The organism is Listeria immobilis, assembly GCF_014322845.1.
GTDB classification, from domain to species: Bacteria; Bacillota; Bacilli; order Lactobacillales; family Listeriaceae; genus Listeria; species Listeria immobilis.
The window spans coordinates 168527-188326 of record NZ_JAASUA010000006.1; the positions used below are offsets into that span (position 1 = coordinate 168527).

Sequence of the window (19800 nt, forward strand, 5' to 3'; positions counted from 1 at the left end):
GCAAAAAAACGCAAAGCAACATTGCTCCGCGAATATAAAACGACATTTTCCACATAATTAGATTTTAAAAATTGCTGCTCTTTGTTAGATAATATAGTTATTGTCTTTTTCTCTTCCTTTAAAACAAAAAACATCTTTCAAGCCTTTTCAAGCTCAAAAGATGTTTTTCTTAATCTGGAAACTGACCTAACAAAAAAGTAACATCATCGGAAGGTATATCTAAAATAGCTTGCTCGATTAGATGTCCTAATTTTGTCACACACATTTGAGACTCGAGGTTATTTCTAACCCGAGAAAGAACAAGCCCATCTGAATGAAGAATAAACTTACTTCCAGGTTTATATTTATAAGTCTGCAAGCGGTACTTCTGCTTTCTTCCTGATAAAAAACCAGATCCCGAAAGCGGAAAAACAAGCTTATCCTCTGAACCAATCATATAAAACCGAATATTTCCCATACCAGTATAATAAATAGTTTTAGTTAAGTAGTCTGCTTTGATAATCGCAATAGCAGCACCACGAAGCCCTGAGACTGCCTGATTAGCCTTTTCAAGCATCAAAGTCAAGTCAATATGGATATCTTCTTTTATAGCATCAATAGTGGCTCTCGCCGCTCTATTAGCTTCTATCCCACTACCAAGACCATCAGAAAGCACATAAAGAAATCCAGTTTCGTCTTCATGGGTAAAATAAACATCCCCGCAATATTGTTGTAAGGCTTTAGAACGTTGAAATGCAAATAAATTATTTGATTCAACCGTGTTGTTCATTTACTCCACTTCCTCATTTTGCAAAGCCTCTCGAAGTTTTTTTATCGCTTGACGCTGAATTCTAGAGACGTGCATTTGTGATATATCAAGTAGCTCACCAGTTTCTTTTTGACTGCGATTTTCAATAAAAGTATATTGCAATATTTTTTGTTCTCGCTCATCTAAAACAGGGAGAACCTTCTCTAAAAGCATGCGTTGATTCACACGTTCAAAACCATCATCAGTACCACCAACAACATCTAGCAATGTAATCGTACTTCCATCCGAATCTGCTTCTATCGAATGATCCACAGAAAGCGCTTGATAACTTTTGCCCATCTCCATTGCCTCTAAGACTTCTTCTTCAGTCACACCGATAAAATCAGCAATATCACTGATCTGAGGTGAATTTTGGAGTTCTCGTGTTAACTCTTCGACGGCATTCTTAATTTTGGGTCCAAGTTCTTTGATACGACGTGGTACATGCACACTCCATGTTTTATCACGTAAAAAGCGTTTAATTTCACCCACAATTGTAGGCACAGCAAATGCTTCAAAACTTTTTCCAAATGTTGCATCATAGCGTCTAATCGCACCGAGTAAACCAATATTTCCAACTTGAACTAAATCTTCGTGAAAAGACTTACCTTGAGAATATTTTCGCGCAATAGATTCTACCAGATTTTTATAATGTACTACTAGATTATATTGAGCGTCTTGATCACCGTTTTCTTGATAGGCGGCAATCCAAATATACACTTTTTCTTTTGCTTCTTTATCAGGTTGAGATACTTTTGGCATTCTCCTCCACCTGCTTTTCATTAATATATTTGGTCATAACGACAGAAACCCCTTCATCATAATAAAGTTTCACATCGTCCATTAATGTTTCAATTAAAAATAAGCCTAACCCGCCAATGCGCAACATTTCCGCATCTTCCCCTACATCATAGGGACCAATTTCTTGTTTACGACTTTCTAAATCAAAGCTGGTTCCACTATCGGAAACTCGAACTTCGAGTCTATCTTCATATACAAGATATTCTACTGTGACTTCACCGTCTTCTTGTTCTTTGAATGCATGTTTCACAGAATTAGTAATTGCTTCACTAACAGCTATTTTCAAATCTTCAATTGCTTCATAGGAAAATCCTGCACGGCTTGCTATACCTGATAATGAAAGCCTCCCTAAGCTGACATATTCAGGTTTGGCAGGAAGTTGTAATGTAATTTTGTCATGTGTTGTTGCCATTCATTTCACCCTCTACATTTTTGATTTCAATGATATCTGACAATCCTGTAATTTCAAATAATCGGAAAAGCCGGTCGCTTAAACCAAACAACACAAGTTCACTTTGACGTTGGCGTAAGCTTTTAAATGCTCCTACAAAAACACCTAAACCAGTGCTATCCATGTAGCTTACTTCTGTTAAATCCACGCGTAAAACGATTCCTTCTTGTACTTGATAAATTTCTAGTGCTTCTTTAATTTTTGGAGCTGTATATGCATCAATTTCTCCAGCAACAAATATATCTACGTGTTTAGCATCTCGTTCTTTTACTTCTATGTTAATATTCATCACTTCACCCCATCATAATTTTAAGTATCTTTGCAGTTTACCCTTACAAATAAAAACAAAACATTGAAAAAATAAAAACGTCTCTGCGTATTAACGATTACTCACATTAATGTGGACAAACGAGAAATGAGATACGTTTTACTTTATTACTCTGTTCGTTTAATGCAAATAAGTGTAAAATCATCATGTAGTTCAAAGTTTTGCATTTTGACTAAATGGTCGTATATTGCTCGTACCATTTTTTTAGCAGGTAAACTAATATAGGTTGCTATTATTTCTGTTAATTCTTCACGTTCAATAAAACCATTTGCAGTTCTTGTTTCAGTTACACCATCAGACATAATAAAAATGGCATCACCCACTTCAATCTTTTTATCAAATTGACGGTAAATAGTATTTTTATCTACGCCTAGTGGTAACCCTTTGGCATAAAGATCAGAAAATATACCTTCTTGATGCTGATAATATAAGCCAAGTTCATGACCAGCAGAACCGTATTCAAATAAATGTGTATCTTCATGATAAAGGCCATAAAACATCGTAATAAACATATTATCATCAATATTTTCTTCTGCTACTTGATTTAGCGTTTCCAGTACAATAGATGGTTTTCTATCATCGCCAGTCATTCCTGCCAAAGCGTATTTAATCATGGAGATACTAAAGGCTGCTGGAATACCTTTGCCAATAACATCTGCAAGTGCGATGCCAATTTTATTATCGCCTTCTTCTGTAAAACTATAATAATCTCCACTCATTTGTCTGGCTGCAACACTAATCACACCAAAATCAAGTTCAGCTTTTTCAGGTACTTCTGTCTTCATTAAAGTTTTTTGCATATCTTCTGCTTGAGCAATTTCACTACGTAATTCTTTTTGTTCTGTTCGCAGGCTCAGATGTTCCATATATGCCAAACCATAGCCAACCATAATTTCTAACAATATATCAAATGATAAACGCACAAATTCTGGTAGCTCTTCTCCATATTGTTCCAATACCGAGCGATGCAAATGAATAATTTCTTCTGGTGAAACACGTTCTTCCATTGCCACTCGGGACAATTTTTCACAAGTATAAAGTACTTCTTCATCTTGATGTTCTAAATATTGAATAAGAATATCTCGGTATTTTCCCTCAAAAGCTTTTTCCATTTTTTCTAGCTCTCCTTACCGAACCCATTTCGTCGTTGTAATTACCGTTCCTTTAGTTTCTCCTTCAATACTGGTTTCAATATCAAAACTATCCATTAAACGCTTCACTCCTGGAAGTCCTGCACCAAGTCCACCTGATGTTGTGTAGCCATCTTGCATTACTTTTCTAAGGTCAACAATTCCTGGACCATTATCTTTGGCAACAATAATCATACCTTGTTTACCTGATTCGCTAACCTTTTCGATACAGATTTCTCCTTTTCCAGCATAAAGGAAAATATTTCTTGCTAGTTCACTGATGGCTGTCGTAATCCTAGCTTGGTCAACTGTTCCAAAGCCAATTTCTTTGGATATTTTTCTTCCTAGTTGCCTTGCAGCCACAATGTCCCATTCATTAATTATCTTCACACAGGATTGGAATGTCATATTCATTCCCCCAATTCCTGTTTAAGTTTTTCCAGACCACTTTCAAGATCCATCGCCGAAAGTACTCCACTAAAAGTAATTCCGAGTTCAATTAATGTAATCGCAACTGCTGGCTGTATCCCAGTTACAACCACTTTTGCACCCATAAGTTTAGACATACTTACTACATCTCCAAGAATTTTTGCAATAAACGAATCAATAAAATCGATCGAAGTGATATCAATAACTACTCCTCTGGCCGACGTTTCATGGATTTTTGCTAGTAAATCTTCTTGGAATTCTACCGCAGTATGATCATCTAGTTCACTTTGGATAGAAATTAATAAACATTCACCTAATTTTAAGATTGGTATCCCCACAGTATTCACCCCTCTTTTTCTACTATCTCTCTGTTCGTCAAGGCAAGCGCTCGCTCCATGCCTTTTTTCATTGTGTTGGTCGTGATTATTTGATCTAATTCAATTCCTAGGTTAACTATAGTTTGCGCTATTTCTGGTCTAATACCTACAAGCATTGCCTGGCAGCCGACAAGTCTAACTGCTTCCGAAGCCTGAATGATATGATGCGCAACCATCGTGTCCACTACTGGAACTCCCGTAATATCAATCAATACCACTTCTGACCGATTTTTTACAACGCCTATTAGTAAGTTTTCGATGATTAACTTAGCTCTTTCTGTGTCAATCGTTCCAATTAGAGGCATTACAGAAATTTTTTCAAATATTGGCAAAAGTGGTGCCGATAATTCCTGTAAAGCACTTTTTTGGATAGAAACTGTTTTTTCCCACGTGTCCGCGTAGGCAGTAACCACTTTGTTATACATGGAGGAAAGCCATGTTTCAAAGCGATAATAGGCGTCATCTTCTGGTTTTTCTTCTCTTTTTAAAAATAAATCCTCATCTCTCATAGCTGTATATACTAAAAGCCCGAAAACACGAAGGCCTGTGGTGACAAAATGGATTGGCCAACCTAGATGTACTACTTTCTCTGCAAAATCATCTAACTTTTCATTAAACTTAGAACCATTTTCTGTTATATTCGAAACAATCAAATTAACAAATTCCTTGCTTGTTTCTTCATACATTGGTTCATTTGCGATGTTGTTAATTAATTGGTCCGATTGTTTCTCCATTTCATTCATCCAATTATTTAATAAGTCTGCTTTATTGGCACGGATGAAGTTTGCAAAATCTTTATACATTGGATATTTTCCAACCTTTCTCCCCTTTAAAATCTCTCTTTTTTCTGCGATTTGATCAACTACTTTTCAAAAAAAGACATTAGAAACAACTTTAGTGTGGAATTAATCATCCGCATTGATTGTAGGTTTCTGATGTCTTTCAAGTTAGCAAAGTAATTCATTATGTATTTGGTATTCTTCTACGTCGGACTTTTTTGCCCTGTATTCATCATTCTATGTTATGTTTTTTAGGGTTTGTTTAGAATTCTACTACTCCAAGACTGACTTCTAGCGCCTGATTTACCTTGGCCATTAGTTCCTCGTCCAAATGCGTAATCTTATCTGTCAGGCGTTGTTTGTCAATTGTTCTAATTTGTTCTAAAAGAATGACAGAATCTCTTTCAAAGCCATCTTTACGAGTAGCTTCCACATGTGTTGGCAACTTCGCTTTTTGTATCTTTGCGGTTATCGCTGCGACAATCACTGTTGGACTGAATCTATTACCAATATCATTTTGAATGATGAGAACAGGCCTTATTCCCCCTTGCTCGCTTCCGACCACGGGGGAAAGGTCCGCGTAGTATACGTCACCACGCTTCACCATCAGCCATTAACCTCCTAAAATACTAATATTCCTGTCTTCTGCTTCTGCTTCGACATGGGTACACTCGCATGCGATAGCAAAATTAATAGTTGCCATTTCCGCATAGCCGCGTTCCATCTCGTCTCTTAATTCACGTGCCCTTTTCTCTTGCAAAAATTGTTGCGTTGCTTCCATTATAACTTCACTCCGCCCCATTTTTTCTTTTTCTACAACTACGTCGAGTTCCTGTACCATTTCCTGTGTCAGTTCTACGGATATTATCGTCCGCTTTTCTTTCTCTAACACCTGTCACACCCCCAAAGCCTCGTACCTGTAAGTAACAACTATATCGTACCATTATCAAGCCATGAAGAAAAGAGTTATTTAGTATTTACTTATTAAGATTATCGTATATCGACCTAATAGCATTACTTAAGACCTAGATATAGCAATAAAGTTTTATACCTTAGATTATAAACTTTTCCCTAAAAAAAAGCACGAATAACACCTTCTAATTGATGTATTTTCTAGGGATTCGCTCGGTTAACATACAAGTAACTTCATAATTAATTGTGTCTAAATATTCAGCTGCATCATCGGCTGTAACTGTTTTTTCTTGTTCAGTACCAATTATCGTTACTTTTGTACCAGTTTGAAATTTATATGGTAGTTTTATAATTATTTGATCCATACACACCCGACCTATTATAGGAACTTTTTTTCCTGCTATCAGTACTTGAAATCCACTATAATGGCGAATAAGCCCATCTGCATACCCGATTGGTAGTGTTGCCACCCATTCTTTTTCAGTTGCGGTATAGGTTGCCCCGTAACTCACGCTATCACCAGGAGAAAGTTCTTTCACATGTACTATCTCAGTATATAGTGCGAGTGCTGGTTTTAATTTAAAAGGTAAACTTGTTTTCACTTCAATGGATGGTGTTAAACCATACATGGAAATGCCAAAACGTATTGCATCAAATCCTACCTGAGATTGTAATAAAGAAGCCGCCGAATTTGCCGTATGGACATATGTTGGTCGCGCTTTTAAACCACTTAATATAGAATGAAATTTTGCTAATTGTTGTTCAAAATAACTAGTTTCTAATTGATCCGCTGTAGCAAAATGAGTATATACTCCTTCTAAAATCAAGTTCGTATTCTGAGCGATTTCCGCTTCCATTCGTGCAGCTTCTTCCGCCTCTCGAATACCCAAACGCCCCATTCCACTATCTATTTTCAAATGAACTTTTAGTGGCAGTTCGGGATCCACACCTGTTAACCAGTCTTCTCTAAAAATCGTTAATGAAATATCATTGCGTGCTGCTAGATTTACATCTTCTTTTCTTGTCGCACCTAGGACTAAAATAAAATCATCTTTAAACCCTGCTTCTCTTAACGCAAGTGCTTCATCCAAAATAGCTACACAAAAACCTTTTGCCCCTGCTTCTTTAGCTGTTTTTGCCACTTCGATAATTCCATGACCATAGGCATTTGCTTTAACAACTGCCCAGACTGCTACGTTTTCTGGAAGTCTTTTTTGTTCATTTTGAATATTTTCGCGTATTGCTGCACGATCAACTTCAATCCATGTTGGACGATGCCAGCCTGTTACCATAGTCTACACATTCCTTTCTATACTTCAATAATTACTTGGGCCGCAGCTGATCTCGCAGTATGGGTAATGCTCACAAACACAGTTTCACCTGAATGGGTTGGCATTGTCACATGAGGTCTGCCATCTTCTACTTGCAAAATTTCCACATCTGTAAAGCTTAAATGTTTTCCGAAACCTGTTCCGTTCGCCTTGGCATATGCCTCTTTGGCAGCAAATCGACCTGCTAAAAATTCAATTTTACGGCTACCTTCATATTTTTCAAATTGACTAATTTCTTTTTTTGTTAAAATCCGTTCAATAAAACGAGGATTTTTTTCTAAAACTTGTTTGACGCGTGCTAAATCAATCATATCTAGCCCAATCCCTTTAATCATCTTACACCTCTTTCAAAAAATCTGTTAGGTTGTTTGCAGCAGTTCTTGCACCAGCAATACAATCAGGAATGCCTACACCCTGATAACTCATTCCCGCAAAATAAATTCCAGGATAATCTGTTGTTATATTTTCTTTTAGTTGTTTTAATCGCTGCTGATGTGTTACTAGGTACTGTGGCATCGCTGACTTCATTCGGCTCACCTCATAAAAAAGCGGGGCAGACTGAATATCCATCATTTCTGCATAATCTTTTAAAACTGCCGAAACAATTGCTTCGTCACTTGCTTCTTCCAACCAAGATTCTCCTGCTTTACCAACAAAACCTCGCAGTAACATTTTATTTTCAGGGACCATGTGTGGCCATTTTTTTTGCACCCATGTACAAGCAGTGGTCTTATATGGCGCTGTTCTGGCAACTAAATACCCCGTTCCATCTGGCAAAATCGGCACATCACTTTCATCGTATGCCAACGAAACAGTAGCAAGCGTTGTAAGTGGTTGATTCGCAAAAGGACTAGTTGTTGTTTCTGCTAATAAATCAATTAAAGTGTCATGAGTATCAGCGATAATTATGCCATCTGCTGTCATTTTATCGCCATCTTCAAAAGTAATTTCATAGGAACTACCCTTTTTCAATATTTGTGTTGCTTGTTTTTTTGTGTGCAAATTTTTCTTTGGCAGCGCTTGTTCAACGGCTTTTGGCAACATAGCTAATCCACCTGAAAGTGTTCTAAATGCGCCAATCGTTGCTTTAGTTCCAGTCGTGTTCAGCTGTCCCTTCTGCAAACCATCCATTAAACTACCGTGCTTTGCAACCGCTTCTTCAAATTGTGGAAAAGTAGCACGTAAGCTCATTTTATAAATATCACCTGCATAAATTCCAGATAAAAGTGGCTCTATAAGCGTTTTTACTAATTCTTTTCCAAATCGCACTTCAAAAAAATCACCAATCGATTGGTCTGCTTTGGTTGTATTTGCAGGGATGGTTGGCTCTTGTAAGGCTCGAGCTTTCCCTACTTCAGAAATAAGTGTACTTGCAAGTAGTGCTTGTTTATTCGTTGGAATGCCCATCACAGAGCCTTCTGGAATTGGATGAAGTGCATTTTGATGGTAAATGTAAGAACGCCCTGTCGCATTCGCAATTAATTGGTTATCTAATCCTAGTTCACTAACCAATTCAACACCAGCTGGCTTTCTCGCTAAAAACGAATCTGGTCCTTTTTCAATTAAAAAACCATCTCGTTTTACTGTTTCAAATTTCCCGCCTAACTTCTCTTCTTTTTCTACTAATTCCCATGTATAATTCGGATGTGTTTTTTGTAGTTCATAAGCTGCTGCAAGCCCCGATAAGCCGCCTCCGATAATTACAATATGTTTCACTACGTAACCAATCCTCTCTCTACTAAACTTGCTTTATTCTCTCTATTTTACCGCAATTACGACAAAAATAATAGAACATCCTTTGGCAAAAAGAAGCTACTTTTCATCAAAGGATGTTCTTATTATTATTTATTAATGGTCTTTGCGGGACTATACCAGTTGTATACCTTGATTGCTTGTTCCTTATTTAAATAACGAACATAGGCTTCCGCACTTGCACTTCCTGATTTTAGCCAAACATTTAAGTGGCGTGTGCTTCCTTTTTCCATCCAAATACTCTGTCTTATGCTTAAGCCTTGAATTCGCTCTTTTCGCATCACATAGGTTAATTTGGAAATAACTGGGCGCGCTTGAACAATTAAAGTATGTTTATCTGAAGCGACACCTGTTGCACGGTAACTTGCGATTGCTTTCATTCCTGCTAAAATCGGCAATAGCACACTAATAAGTCCGAGCGGGAAAAATAAAATGCTCGCAATGATTGCTGGAATGACTGTCCAAACTAAGTAAATCTGCAAAAATCGACGCAAACTTGCTTTTGGAGCACGTTCCATTTTTTCCGTATCAAATAAATAATTTGGTAGCATTTCGCTTAAAGTTTGGAATGCTAGATCTTTTTTCATGATTGGTAAAAGTAAAATATCGCCTGATTTCTTTTCGTCTCCTGAATTTCCGGCAGTGACCACTTTTACAGCTACTAATCCGAGCATTTGACGAAGTGGGGACTCTACAATGATAATTCCCTGGATACGGGCAAGTGAGATGGTTGTATGATTTCGTTCTAAAAGTCCTTTTTCGACAACTAGTGAATCGGAAAATTTCATAAGTTTGAATTGGAAATATTTGAAAAGTGTCATAACGATTGATATTCCCCATAGAACTAGCAAAATCACAACAATTAAAATAATCATTACAATAATACCCATTTTCCAAAGCTCTTCTGCTTGCGATTCCATCCAGTCAGTGGGAATGACTTCGCGAAATTGTTGCATAAAGGCAAGCACAATTAATAGTGTTCCAAATACCCCACCAGAAGTTACTGCCATTAAGATTAATTGTTTAGTTTCAAGCATTACGGTTTTTTCTGGAGCTTCCGTTATTTTTTCGGTAGTCTGTTCTTCTTCCACAATAGCTTCTTTTATTGCTTGTTTTTTGCCATCTCTTAGCGTATTTAATTCCTCTACTACACTCACTGGAACAGCTACTAAATCGGCTTCTGCTTTTCCATTTCCGCCTGCAGTCTCAATTAGAATTTGACACACATTAAATGGAATAAAGAAAAACCATTGTTTCTTTTGTACAGTTTGGATGCGTTCGTAAGGGATATATGTATTCTTCCTAAAGATCAAACCATACTTAATCCGAATGCCTTGGTCTTCTAAAGTATATTTGTAGGTAATATATTTCAACACAGCTGGTGTTAAAATAAGCAAAACTACCAGGACGGTAATAAAATAAATCCCCCAGCTTGGTAAATATCCAGTACTTTCAATCCCTCTAAAAATAGAAAATAATGCAACTACAATGGGAACGATATTTCTCCTGATATTTGTAATCATTTCTTTCATTAATGCTATTGGATGAAGGCGCCTTTCTTCAAACATCTTCTTTCGCCACCTTCACAAGTTCCAAAATATGATGTCTTAGTTCATCTGATTCTGCTTCATTTACCGCTTCAATCACATGCGTTTTTGCCGCTGTCGTGATCGATAGTGAAACAAGCTTTTGTCTTCTAAGTAGTGGTCCTTGTCCTGTTTCTACATGTTGAATGCGTACCATCGGAATTAATACCCGACTTCGAAAAATGATACCATGTTGAATTTCCATTTCATCTGGTTTAATTTGATAACTCCACCTCGCAAAACGAAACGGAATAATAAACCCGTAGACAAAAATTGCATACAACAAAGTAAAACCAAATCCAATCATGCTCCACCATAGTGAAATATCTGTATAATAAAAAATCACAGCTGCTACAGCCGAACAAAGCAGAAAGGAAAAGACAGCAATTCCCTCTGTTTGCCGCCAGACAGTTTTAATTTTTTCTGGTAGTTTTTTTTCTAAATTTTCAAGTTCCATTGCTCTACTCCTTTTTTCTTTTTATCTTACGTTAATAATCAATAAATGGGAAGGACTTCCTTAAAATTAAATAAATATTTTTTTATGAGCATTATTCATACTTTATTCACATTTATTTTTTATACTATAGTTAAGGGGGGAAAATAATGAAGAAAAAGATGCAATTAATACTTATAGTAATGCTTCTGTCTGCAACGCTTAGCTGGCTCCCAAAAATAGCCCAAGCGCATACAGAATCCACTACAGTAACACACACATCACAAACTTCCAGTGAATTAATGGAATTATTTCTAACTTATTCTATCCAAAACCCCTATTTCGAAGTTACTAAAAACCGTGTTGAATTTATGTTTGAAACAGAAGAAAAGGCGATTATTACTATCACAACTAATAACTACACAAAAAAAATTACTGATCCTACTAAATACCATCAATTCGTGATTGCAAATTTAGAACCTGGAAATAATTTAATTACAATCACTGCAAAAACGGCTGACCAAAATACCAATAGTAAGACAATCACGATTAACCTACCGGAAAAACCAGAAAAGAATTCAAAAAAAATCCATCATAAATCTAACAATGAAAACTTTACACATCGAAAAAAAGGCTATCTTTTATAATAATGAAAAAGGCGACGCTCATGTAACTAGCGCCGCCCTTTTTTTAATTTTTACGTAGAAATAAAATACTAAAGAAAACGGAGCCTAAACCAGTTAGAAGTGTTAGTAAAGTACTAGTATCTCCTGTATGTGGTAATGTCTCCGTTGTCTTAACTTCACTATTAATTTTCGTTACATTGGTTACTTTTGGAGTAATTGGTGTAGTAATACTCGTTAGTAATGATTTCTCAATCGTTAATTGCAATTTTTGATTTACTTGTAAATTATCGGAAGAAAGATTATTCCAGTCTTTGATTTCCGCAACGGTTACTTCAAATTTTTTAGCAACTCCTGGTAAAGTATCTCCACTTTTGACTTTATAAATGACTTTTATTTTACCATTTTCTTCTGAATTTTTTACTATCTCTAATGGACCAAAGTCTGTTTCGACTACACGTTCAATTGGTTGTTTTTCAGCTGGAATAAATGGAGGTTCTTCTTTTACAGGTGGTTGTGGTGGCGGCGGTGTTCCTACTCCTTGTCCACCGCTTCCGTAATCAATCACACTGGCATTTCTGGAAACTGCTTCTAAATTATCTCCTGCGAGGGTTGCTTTATTAGTATAACTCTTTTGTTTGTTGGTTATTTTACTATCATACGTAATGACCACCGATTGATTGGCGAGCGTTCCAATTGTTAAGCGGAAATTCCGATTACTATCTAGTGAAATTTCTTGCTGAGTTGTTGAAATCACCTTTTTATTTGCATCCCGATATTTTATCGTCGCTTTACCAAGCAAATTTTGTCCAGTGCCAAGTGTATCTGTATAAATAGCATTATCCACTTGTAAAAGGGCATTGTTTAAAGTAACAGTCCAGTGCAAAATACTAGTATCTTTGTCGTCCATCCGGCCTTGTTTAAAAACAACTGTTGGAGAGCCTGTTCCACCACCAGTAGTTACTTTACCAATATAAGTATCCCAAAGTTGTGTAGTATTATTTACTGGAAATAAAATTTGGTTAATTTGATCTGTTTGAATTTTTTGGTTATTAAATGTAGCATTGTAAAATAGGCTGCCACTTAAATCTGTATGTGTATTAACATAATCTGTAAAAGTTAAAGTTATTGTTCCTGTTGTTGAATCTACCGTTGCATTTGCAATGGTATTTCCATTCGCATCATTGACAGGAAATCCACCAAAATTTATTAATTTGAGTTGTTCAGGTATAGTTAACGTCATCGTTTCACCGCTAGCTACTGGTTCTGTAATCACAAAATCATACACAACTCGAACTTTAGAGTTTTCTTTGAAGTTAGTTGTATCTTCCCCATTTTGATTTTGTAGTGCAACTTTAGTAAAAAAACTGCTCCCGTAATCTGTCGCTGCTTCTGCTTTTGGTACAAAAAATAGTGTCGTCAATAAAAAAACAAGTGCAAAAATCAACCACTTCTTATTCATTTGTTTCATTCCCCCTTAAAACATCTATCTGTACAGTTCCCAAATCAGCTAATTTGTAAACTTTACCACTATTTAAAATCATAAAAAAACGCCAGAAATTGTTTTCTGGCGTCTGTCTTATTTTATTCCCCCACTTTATTTGTTCCTTCTTGAACTAATTCTACTAAATATAAAAAACGAAGCTAATTAATAGTTTAATTAATCATTTTTTTGAAGTGGAGACGTTTATTTAAAAGATACATAAGCGGAATACCAATACCCATGACAATAAATTCACTTAAAGCGGTTGTTGCCCATGTAAGGAAGAATGGTAAATCAAAGACGATTACTAACTCCCAAGCAATAATTGCCATTGTTACTGAGAAAAGTATCGTGTTAATAATCATTCGTGGGATAATTCCTTTGACATATTTAGAAATTCCAATCATTAGTAACAGGGAAATAGCTGATTGCGCTACACCAAATACTAAATCAATCCAACCTAAGCCAGAAAAGAATAAGTTAGTAATAAACACGCCAACAATAATTCCCCAAAAATACTTTTTATTAAAAACAATCAGATGGTTAAAAATTTCTGGCAAACGAAATTGTAGTGCCATAAAACCAATTGGTGCAACAACCATACCGAGCACCACATAAAGTGCAGCAATAATGGCATTCACCGTTAATATTTTCATTTTCATTATTATTCCTCCTAGTTTTTTTACGTGGGATGGTATGAATGAACCACGTGTGGCAGTAAAATTTGCCAACATGCTATTTTCTCATAAATGAGTTGTAATGTAAATGGCTGGATGAGTATTATAAAAACTATCTAACATCAATAATAACGAAGAAAAATTTGTCTTACATTATTTGTGGACACTCCAAACAAGTCATATGGACGGCAATAATCAAAAAAACTGGGCTATCGAATAAATCGACAGCCCAGTTTTGATTTTATTTAGATTTTTGAGTGTAGTTGCCTTTGTTTCCGCCACCGCTACGTTGTTCGCCATTTCCACGACGATCACGATTGCCAGAGCCAGAACCACCGCCACTACGACGACCTTTACCGCTGTTGTTACGATCACGGTAGCTTCCGCCTTTACCGCTTCCACCGCGATAGCCGCCACCTTTGCCGCCTTTGCCATTTTTACCTTTGTAGCCACCGCCACCACGAGATGGTAATGGGCGTTCTTCGGTAATATGAACTGGTGTTTTATCTGGTTCTTTTGCTAACATTTTAAGCATTGCTGCTGCGATGTCTGTTGCATCATATTTTTCTAATAATTCATTTGCAAACGTTTTATAATCAGCAAGATTTTCTTCCGTAATTGCTTCTTGAATTTTTTCTGTTGCTACTCGTAATTGACCTGCAAAAGCTTCATCCCAAGTAGGAGCTTGAAGTGGTTGCATACGTTTTTTCGTAGTTTCTTCTACGATACGCAGGTAACCCATTTCACGAGGTTGTACGAATGTAATTGCCATACCTTCTTTACCAGCACGACCAGTACGACCAATACGGTGAACATAGCTTTCTGGATCTTGAGGAATGTCATAGTTATATACGTGAGTTACGCCGGAAATATCAAGTCCACGTGCTGCTACATCTGTCGCAACTAGAACATCAATTTTTCCTTCTTTAAATTTGCGTAATACGCTCATACGTTTTGCTTGTGTTAAGTCGCCGTGGATTCCCTCAGCTACATAACCACGCATATCAAGCGCACGAGATAATTCATCTACACGACGTTTTGTACGGCCAAAAACAATTGCAAGTTCTGGTGCTTGTACGTCTAATAAACGAGATAATACGTCAAATTTTTCTTTTTCATGCACTTTTACGAAGAATTGCTCAATTAATAGTGCAGTCATTTCTTTTGCTTTAATGCGAATAAGTTCTGGGCTGTGCATGAAACGTTCACCAATACGGCGAATTGGATCAGGCATTGTTGCAGAAAATAGTAATGTTTGACGTTCTGCTGGTACTTCTTTTAGAATCGTTTCAATATCATCAATGAAGCCCATGTTTAGCATTTCGTCTGCTTCATCTAGTACAAGTGTTTCCACGTTGTCTAGTTTCAGTGTGCGACGGTTAATATGATCCAAAATACGTCCTGGCGTACCAACTACGATTTGCGGATTTTTCTTAAGTGAACGGATTTGACGGCTAATATCACTACCACCGTAAACCGCTAGCACACGTACATGTTTATCATAGCTAAGTTTATAAAGCTCTTCTGAAACTTGGATTGCCAGTTCCCGTGTCGGAGCGATAATTAAAGCTTGTACGTTATTATTTTTTTGATCAATTTTGTGGATCATTGGTAGACCAAAAGCGGCTGTTTTACCAGTACCTGTTTGTGCTTGTCCGATTAAGTCTTTACCTGCTAGTCCTAGTGGAATTGTTTTTTCTTGGATTGGCGTTGCTTCTTCAAACCCCATCCGATTTACTGATTTTACAATTTTTTCGTCCAGTCCGAACTCCGAAAATTTTGTCAATGTCATTTCTCCTTTACCTGTTTAAAGTTTGGTAGGAGAGCTACTTTTATAATTCATCACAATACGCTTATTACGATTGTTTGTCTGTTCATTTGCAGTTGTTTTTATGAAAACTGCTATCTTTCATTTTCATTTTTCTGCAATAGAAAAGCCTGGGCGCACCAAGCAAAATGATTCACGGCATCAGAAATTTTCTCTGCCACTATAGCAGTTCTAACGCATCAAATAAAAAAGCCCTCATTAATCACTAGGCTAAATAAAACCTAATAAACTTCCATCTATCATCATAACATACTAACTATTTCTTTTCAATGTTAAAAGCTTATCTTTGCCCTGTATTATCGAATAAAAAACTATTTTCTTTTTCAAATGTACGCTTATCGGTGAATTTTCGTTTTTTTGGCTGCTTTTTTGGTTGGAAATAGCCGGAAATCAAGTAAATATGATTTCCAGCTATTCATTAATTCCATAAAGCCAACACTGCTTTTTTTAAATTATTCATTGTTTCTATAGCAATTGCTTCTGTTTCCCCAATGCTTTGAAAATAAATCTTACATTTTGGTTCTGTTCCTGATGGCCGAATTGCAAACCAGGAATTGTTTTTTAAATAGAATTTTAAAACATTTTCTTTTGGCAAATGAATCGGCGTTACTTCATTGTTTATAAGATTAACTCGTTCGCTTAATTGGAAATCTTCCACCTGACTTATTTCCAGAATAAACAGTGGGTGCTTACGTAACGTTTCCATTACTTGGTTCATTTTAGCTTGACCAGTATCGTTTTCCAGTGTAATTGTATGCAGTAATTCTTTATGATAGCCATATTTTTCATATAAACTCGTTAATTTTCTAAGTAATGTACTACCTTGTTTTTTATTATACAGTGCCATTTCTGCAACAAGTAACGCTGCTTGAATCGCATCTTTATCGCGAACAAATGGGGCAATTAAATAACCATAACTTTCTTCATAGCCAAAAATAAATGGTATGTCTTCCTGTTCCAACTCTGCTATTTTTTCGCCAATAAATTTAAACCCTGTTAGCGTTTGGATGTGGCGGATGCCGTAACTAGATGCAATTTCCCCACCCAAATCACCAGTGACAATCGTATTAATCATCGTATGTTCTGATGTAATGTTCGGTTTTGCAGCTAAAATATAATCAAGAAGCAATGCCCCTAATTGATTTCCAGTTAAAATTTGGTAATCACCGCTTTTAGTTAAAACAGCCACTCCAAGCCGGTCAGCATCCGGATCTGTTGCTAGGATAATATCTGCTTTGCTGTTCTTTGCTAGTTTTTTAGCAAGTTCAAAACTATTTGGTTCTTCTGGGTTTGGTGAAATTACAGTAGAAAAGTTTCCGTCTGGCTCCCTTTGTTCTGGAACAATCGAAACATGGTCCAATCCATTTTCAGTCAAACCCCGCATAACAAGTTCTCTCCCAGCACCATGAAGCGGTGTATAACAAATGTTTAATTCCTTGCCATGAGTCACTAATAATTCGCGGCGAAAAACAACGGAGGTTAGGGCGTTTAAATAAGCATCATCCATTTCTTTTCCAAACGATGTTACGAATAAATTGGGAAGTTCGCGAATCGGAATAGTAAACATATTTTTAACTTTTTTTAGAAATCCAGCTATTTCTTGTGCAGTGCCTAATGTTATTTGACAGCCATTTTTATCATAGACTTTAAACCCATTATAAATGGAGGGATTGTGGCTTGCGGTAATGACCACTCCTGCAAAAGCTTTTTTCTCACGCACACAAAATGATAATGCTGGTGTAGGGCGAATCGCATCCGAAAGATAGACACAAATATCCATAGCAGAAAGCACTTTTGCGGTTTCCATTGCAAAAAGTTGCGAATTATTTCTAGAGTCAAATGCGATTGCAACACCCATTTTCGCTCCATTATTAACTACAACATATTCACCAAGAGCTCTTGCTACCCTTCTAATCGTAAAAATATTTATTCGCTTGGAACCAATCCCCATCTTGCCACGCATACCACCAGTTCCAAACGATAAGTAACCATCAAATCGCTCCCATTCAGTTTCTACTTGCTTTAATTCGGCTTTCCATTCATCTGATAAATCCGCATTATGCCAATCTTTCAAATAGTTTTGCCAAGTCATTTATTTTCCACTTCTAACTGATGTAAAATATCACTTATTTTCAAATCACACCCTGCCATAGATGTATCAGCTACTCCATAATACATATGCAGTATATCGCCTTCTTGTATTGCACCACAAGCAAACACAACATCTCCAAAAAAGCCATTTTTTTCATATTCTGCTTCTGGTTCAAGAATTGGTGTTGCCGTTCGTTTTAGCACAATTGTTGGATCTTCTAAATCAAGCAGTGCTGCTCCCATAACATAACGATTTTCTTCTGTTGCTCCGTGATATAAAATTAGCCAACCTTCTTCTGTTTTAATAGGTACACAGCCGCCACCAACACGACCACTATCATATTCTCCTGGACGAATACCAAGTAAATGGCGGTGATCGCCAAAACTACGTAAATCAGGCGATGAAGCAATCCAAATATCTAAATTACCAATACTTTTTAAACTCGGGCGATGAAGTGCATAATATTTCCCATCTATCTTTTCTGGAAAAATAAGCACATCTTTATTTTCAGGTGCAAAAATATTTCCTTGATATGTTAAATTTTCAAAGTCTTTTGTTGTAATAAGTGCATCTGCTACACCAAACTCAGATACTGCGCTGAAATTCACGTGATATGTATCACCTATTTGTGTCACACGCGCATCTTCAATTCCGAATGTTTGATATTCATTAAATGGATATAAAAATGGTTTTTCATCTAATGTAAAATGATGCCCATCTTTACTACGTGCAATTCGAATATAAGAAAGCGAAGTCAAATAAGAAAAGCCATCTAATTTTGCTTTATGACGAATCATTCGCGGATCTTCAAAGTCATAATTTTCATCGTCTAAACGAAATGATTCCAACTCTAATTTTTGTTCTTTTACATTATAAACAGGTGCAAGTACTACTTCTGGATCTTCACTAACTGGTTTTTCGGCAACACGAAGCAGTAAAAGCACTTCGTCATTGTATTTAGCAACTCCTCCATTAAACGCGCCGATTACTTCAAATCCTTTATGAATAGGCTTTACGTCTAGTGGTGTAATTAATGGGTTTTCTTCATAACGATAAATATTCATTTGTCTACAAAACTCCTACTATTAGTTATTTTTAAATGGATCTGGAATGATGATTTTTTGTGCATTTGCATCGCCTATCCCTGCATAAAGTTCTGCATAACCATCTGATTTTCTAATTAGGCCTCCACTAAACACAACGTCCGCTAAATCAGGTCTTTTCGGCTCACTTGGTGCAAAATCCGCTCGTTCCGCAATAATTTTTTCTTGTTCGATTTCTGTAAAGTCTTCATTTAATTGAAAGCTAAGGGAATAATAATGACGATCACCCGCCTCATCAAAACAGGCAATATGTCCAAGAACGCCCACTTTACCATTTTCAAGTAAATGAATCTCGTTCCCGCCACCCCATTCTTCTCCAGCAAAATTCCGTCTTAGAAGAGGTGCTGTGGCAATTTTTTCGTTGGTTAATTCAGACAAATTGTTAATGACTGTTGCGCCAATTTTCCCACGTCCGCCTTTATCGCCTTGTGGTCTAGTTAAAACCAGAATTCGCCGATCAGCTAGTTCTTTGATTCGTAAATCTTTCATACCAACCGGACCAGAAAGAATTTTTCCAACTTTATTTAGAGACTCTACCCGGTACAAATTGGTTCGCCAGTCTAATTTGGTCGAATCTGTTTCTTTTGGAAATACTTCGACGCCTCCTAGTATTAATTCTCCCTGTACAAAAGTAATAAATGGATCTTGTAACGCTAAAACGGCTGTATTTTCTACTAGTCGAAAATGATTATCTACTGTTTTTTCAAAAAAACGGATTTCTGCTAATTCACTATCACGTCGCTCTACTCGACCTGCGATATATACTTTCCCTAACCAATTAAATGGCGCTGTAATGTTGTAAACGTCTTTATCTAATACGCCCTCCAACGAAAGTGATATGCCACCTGATACATTTTGTTCACGATATTCTTTTAATAATGTTTGAATTTGTTTCATT

General features: G+C 36.6%; 22 protein-coding genes. 1 reads left to right on the forward strand and 21 read right to left on the reverse strand.

Annotated features, from left to right (window positions below):
• Window positions 1–169: 169 nt before the first annotated feature.
• The 15 genes from HCJ45_RS09695 to HCJ45_RS09765 all read right to left on the reverse strand — a co-directional run bounded on the left by HCJ45_RS09695 (window position 170) and on the right by HCJ45_RS09765 (window position 11120).
• The gene (locus HCJ45_RS09695) at window positions 170–769 is read right to left on the reverse strand and encodes a PP2C family serine/threonine-protein phosphatase (protein WP_187124663.1); all 600 of its coding nucleotides are present in this window, start codon (window positions 767–769) and stop codon (window positions 170–172) included.
• Window positions 770–1549, reverse strand: a complete 780-nt coding sequence (sigB, locus tag HCJ45_RS09700; protein ID WP_185348443.1) for an RNA polymerase sigma factor SigB — start codon at window positions 1547–1549, stop codon at window positions 770–772.
• Window positions 1527–2000: an anti-sigma B factor RsbW gene (gene rsbW / locus HCJ45_RS09705; protein WP_185348445.1), complete on the reverse strand. Its 474-nt coding sequence runs from the start codon at window positions 1998–2000 to the stop codon at window positions 1527–1529. Before rsbW ends, sigB begins: the two co-directional genes overlap by 23 nt.
• Entirely contained in the window at window positions 1984–2328 is a 345-nt protein-coding gene (locus HCJ45_RS09710) for an STAS domain-containing protein (protein ID WP_185380958.1), read from the reverse strand. Before HCJ45_RS09710 ends, rsbW begins: the two co-directional genes overlap by 17 nt.
• A 146-nt stretch (window positions 2329–2474) precedes the next feature.
• Window positions 2475–3479 carry a PP2C family protein-serine/threonine phosphatase gene (locus tag HCJ45_RS09715; RefSeq protein WP_187124664.1) on the reverse strand — a complete coding sequence of 335 codons (1005 nt, stop codon included), beginning with the start codon at window positions 3477–3479 and terminating at the stop codon, window positions 2475–2477.
• 15 nt (window positions 3480–3494) lie between these two features.
• Window positions 3495–3905 (reverse strand): anti-sigma regulatory factor, encoded by a 411-nt coding sequence (locus HCJ45_RS09720; RefSeq protein WP_187124665.1) that lies wholly within the window; start codon window positions 3903–3905, stop codon window positions 3495–3497.
• A gap of 2 nt (window positions 3906–3907) precedes the next feature.
• Window positions 3908–4264 carry an STAS domain-containing protein gene (locus HCJ45_RS09725; RefSeq protein ID WP_003721457.1) on the reverse strand — a complete coding sequence of 119 codons (357 nt, stop codon included), beginning with the start codon at window positions 4262–4264 and terminating at the stop codon, window positions 3908–3910.
• A gap of 5 nt (window positions 4265–4269) precedes the next feature.
• Window positions 4270–5106 carry an RsbT co-antagonist protein RsbRA gene (locus HCJ45_RS09730; protein ID WP_187124666.1) on the reverse strand — a complete coding sequence of 279 codons (837 nt, stop codon included), beginning with the start codon at window positions 5104–5106 and terminating at the stop codon, window positions 4270–4272.
• 238 nt (window positions 5107–5344) lie between these two features.
• Complete coding sequence (locus HCJ45_RS09735; protein WP_010990666.1) at window positions 5345–5692, reverse strand: type II toxin-antitoxin system PemK/MazF family toxin; 348 nt, start codon at window positions 5690–5692, stop codon at window positions 5345–5347.
• A gap of 3 nt (window positions 5693–5695) precedes the next feature.
• Window positions 5696–5974 (reverse strand): CopG family ribbon-helix-helix protein, encoded by a 279-nt coding sequence (locus HCJ45_RS09740; protein ID WP_003766128.1) that lies wholly within the window; start codon window positions 5972–5974, stop codon window positions 5696–5698.
• Between the two features lie 205 nt (window positions 5975–6179).
• A complete protein-coding gene (gene alr / locus HCJ45_RS09745) occupies window positions 6180–7286 on the reverse strand; it encodes an alanine racemase (RefSeq protein ID WP_187124667.1) in 1107 nt (368 codons plus the stop codon).
• Window positions 7287–7303: 17 nt separating this feature from the next.
• Window positions 7304–7660 carry a holo-ACP synthase gene (acpS, locus tag HCJ45_RS09750; RefSeq protein ID WP_185380960.1) on the reverse strand — a complete coding sequence of 119 codons (357 nt, stop codon included), beginning with the start codon at window positions 7658–7660 and terminating at the stop codon, window positions 7304–7306.
• A 1-nt stretch (window position 7661) separates the two neighbouring features.
• Entirely contained in the window at window positions 7662–9041 is a 1380-nt protein-coding gene (gene hemG / locus HCJ45_RS09755) for a protoporphyrinogen oxidase (protein WP_187124668.1), read from the reverse strand.
• A gap of 125 nt (window positions 9042–9166) precedes the next feature.
• Entirely contained in the window at window positions 9167–10645 is a 1479-nt protein-coding gene (locus HCJ45_RS09760) for a PH domain-containing protein (protein WP_187124669.1), read from the reverse strand.
• Complete coding sequence (locus HCJ45_RS09765) at window positions 10638–11120, reverse strand: PH domain-containing protein (protein WP_187124670.1); 483 nt, start codon at window positions 11118–11120, stop codon at window positions 10638–10640. Before HCJ45_RS09765 ends, HCJ45_RS09760 begins: the two co-directional genes overlap by 8 nt.
• Before the next feature lie 146 nt (window positions 11121–11266).
• On the opposite strand from HCJ45_RS09765, the gene HCJ45_RS09770 reads away from it, so the two are divergent.
• Complete coding sequence (locus tag HCJ45_RS09770) at window positions 11267–11743, forward strand: hypothetical protein (RefSeq protein WP_187124671.1); 477 nt, start codon at window positions 11267–11269, stop codon at window positions 11741–11743.
• A gap of 43 nt (window positions 11744–11786) precedes the next feature.
• On the opposite strand, the gene HCJ45_RS09775 is transcribed toward HCJ45_RS09770, so the two are convergent.
• The 6 genes from HCJ45_RS09775 to HCJ45_RS09800 form a co-directional block, all read right to left on the reverse strand.
• Window positions 11787–13181, reverse strand: coding sequence for a collagen binding domain-containing protein (locus HCJ45_RS09775; RefSeq protein ID WP_187124672.1), 1395 nt, complete (start codon window positions 13179–13181; stop codon window positions 11787–11789).
• A gap of 194 nt (window positions 13182–13375) precedes the next feature.
• The gene (locus HCJ45_RS09780; protein WP_187124673.1) at window positions 13376–13864 is read right to left on the reverse strand and encodes a QueT transporter family protein; all 489 of its coding nucleotides are present in this window, start codon (window positions 13862–13864) and stop codon (window positions 13376–13378) included.
• Window positions 13865–14120: 256 nt separating this feature from the next.
• Entirely contained in the window at window positions 14121–15665 is a 1545-nt protein-coding gene (cshA, locus tag HCJ45_RS09785; protein ID WP_187124674.1) for a degradosome RNA helicase CshA, read from the reverse strand.
• Between the two features lie 460 nt (window positions 15666–16125).
• Window positions 16126–17799 carry a phospho-sugar mutase gene (locus HCJ45_RS09790; protein WP_187124675.1) on the reverse strand — a complete coding sequence of 558 codons (1674 nt, stop codon included), beginning with the start codon at window positions 17797–17799 and terminating at the stop codon, window positions 16126–16128.
• Window positions 17796–18863 (reverse strand): BtaManbiosPhlase, encoded by a 1068-nt coding sequence (locus HCJ45_RS09795; RefSeq protein ID WP_187124676.1) that lies wholly within the window; start codon window positions 18861–18863, stop codon window positions 17796–17798. The genes HCJ45_RS09790 and HCJ45_RS09795 overlap by 4 nt, the downstream gene beginning before the upstream one ends.
• Before the next feature lie 21 nt (window positions 18864–18884).
• A complete protein-coding gene (locus HCJ45_RS09800) occupies window positions 18885–19799 on the reverse strand; it encodes a DUF1861 family protein (RefSeq protein ID WP_187124677.1) in 915 nt (304 codons plus the stop codon).
• Window position 19800 lies beyond the last annotated feature (1 nt).

What these genes read in the sequence shown, in the direction of transcription:
- HCJ45_RS09695 (WP_187124663.1), bottom strand. Translation starts at nt 769, where the DNA reads ATGAACAACACGGTTGAATCAAATAATTTATTTGCATTTCAACGTTCT.
- sigB (WP_185348443.1), bottom strand. Translation starts at nt 1,549, where the DNA reads ATGCCAAAAGTATCTCAACCTGATAAAGAAGCAAAAGAAAAAGTGTAT.
- rsbW (WP_185348445.1), bottom strand. Translation starts at nt 2,000, where the DNA reads ATGGCAACAACACATGACAAAATTACATTACAACTTCCTGCCAAACCT.
- HCJ45_RS09710 (WP_185380958.1), bottom strand. Translation starts at nt 2,328, where the DNA reads ATGAATATTAACATAGAAGTAAAAGAACGAGATGCTAAACACGTAGAT.
- HCJ45_RS09715 (WP_187124664.1), bottom strand. Translation starts at nt 3,479, where the DNA reads ATGGAAAAAGCTTTTGAGGGAAAATACCGAGATATTCTTATTCAATAT.
- HCJ45_RS09720 (WP_187124665.1), bottom strand. Translation starts at nt 3,905, where the DNA reads ATGACATTCCAATCCTGTGTGAAGATAATTAATGAATGGGACATTGTG.
- HCJ45_RS09730 (WP_187124666.1), bottom strand. Translation starts at nt 5,106, where the DNA reads ATGTATAAAGATTTTGCAAACTTCATCCGTGCCAATAAAGCAGACTTA.
- alr (WP_187124667.1), bottom strand. Translation starts at nt 7,286, where the DNA reads ATGGTAACAGGCTGGCATCGTCCAACATGGATTGAAGTTGATCGTGCA.
- acpS (WP_185380960.1), bottom strand. Translation starts at nt 7,660, where the DNA reads ATGATTAAAGGGATTGGGCTAGATATGATTGATTTAGCACGCGTCAAA.
- HCJ45_RS09760 (WP_187124669.1), bottom strand. Translation starts at nt 10,645, where the DNA reads ATGTTTGAAGAAAGGCGCCTTCATCCAATAGCATTAATGAAAGAAATG.
- HCJ45_RS09765 (WP_187124670.1), bottom strand. Translation starts at nt 11,120, where the DNA reads ATGGAACTTGAAAATTTAGAAAAAAAACTACCAGAAAAAATTAAAACT.
- HCJ45_RS09770 (WP_187124671.1), top strand. Translation starts at nt 11,267, where the DNA reads ATGAAGAAAAAGATGCAATTAATACTTATAGTAATGCTTCTGTCTGCA.
- HCJ45_RS09775 (WP_187124672.1), bottom strand. Translation starts at nt 13,181, where the DNA reads ATGAATAAGAAGTGGTTGATTTTTGCACTTGTTTTTTTATTGACGACA.
- HCJ45_RS09780 (WP_187124673.1), bottom strand. Translation starts at nt 13,864, where the DNA reads ATGAAAATGAAAATATTAACGGTGAATGCCATTATTGCTGCACTTTAT.
- HCJ45_RS09790 (WP_187124675.1), bottom strand. Translation starts at nt 17,799, where the DNA reads ATGACTTGGCAAAACTATTTGAAAGATTGGCATAATGCGGATTTATCA.
- HCJ45_RS09795 (WP_187124676.1), bottom strand. Translation starts at nt 18,863, where the DNA reads ATGAATATTTATCGTTATGAAGAAAACCCATTAATTACACCACTAGAC.
- HCJ45_RS09800 (WP_187124677.1), bottom strand. Translation starts at nt 19,799, where the DNA reads ATGAAACAAATTCAAACATTATTAAAAGAATATCGTGAACAAAATGTA.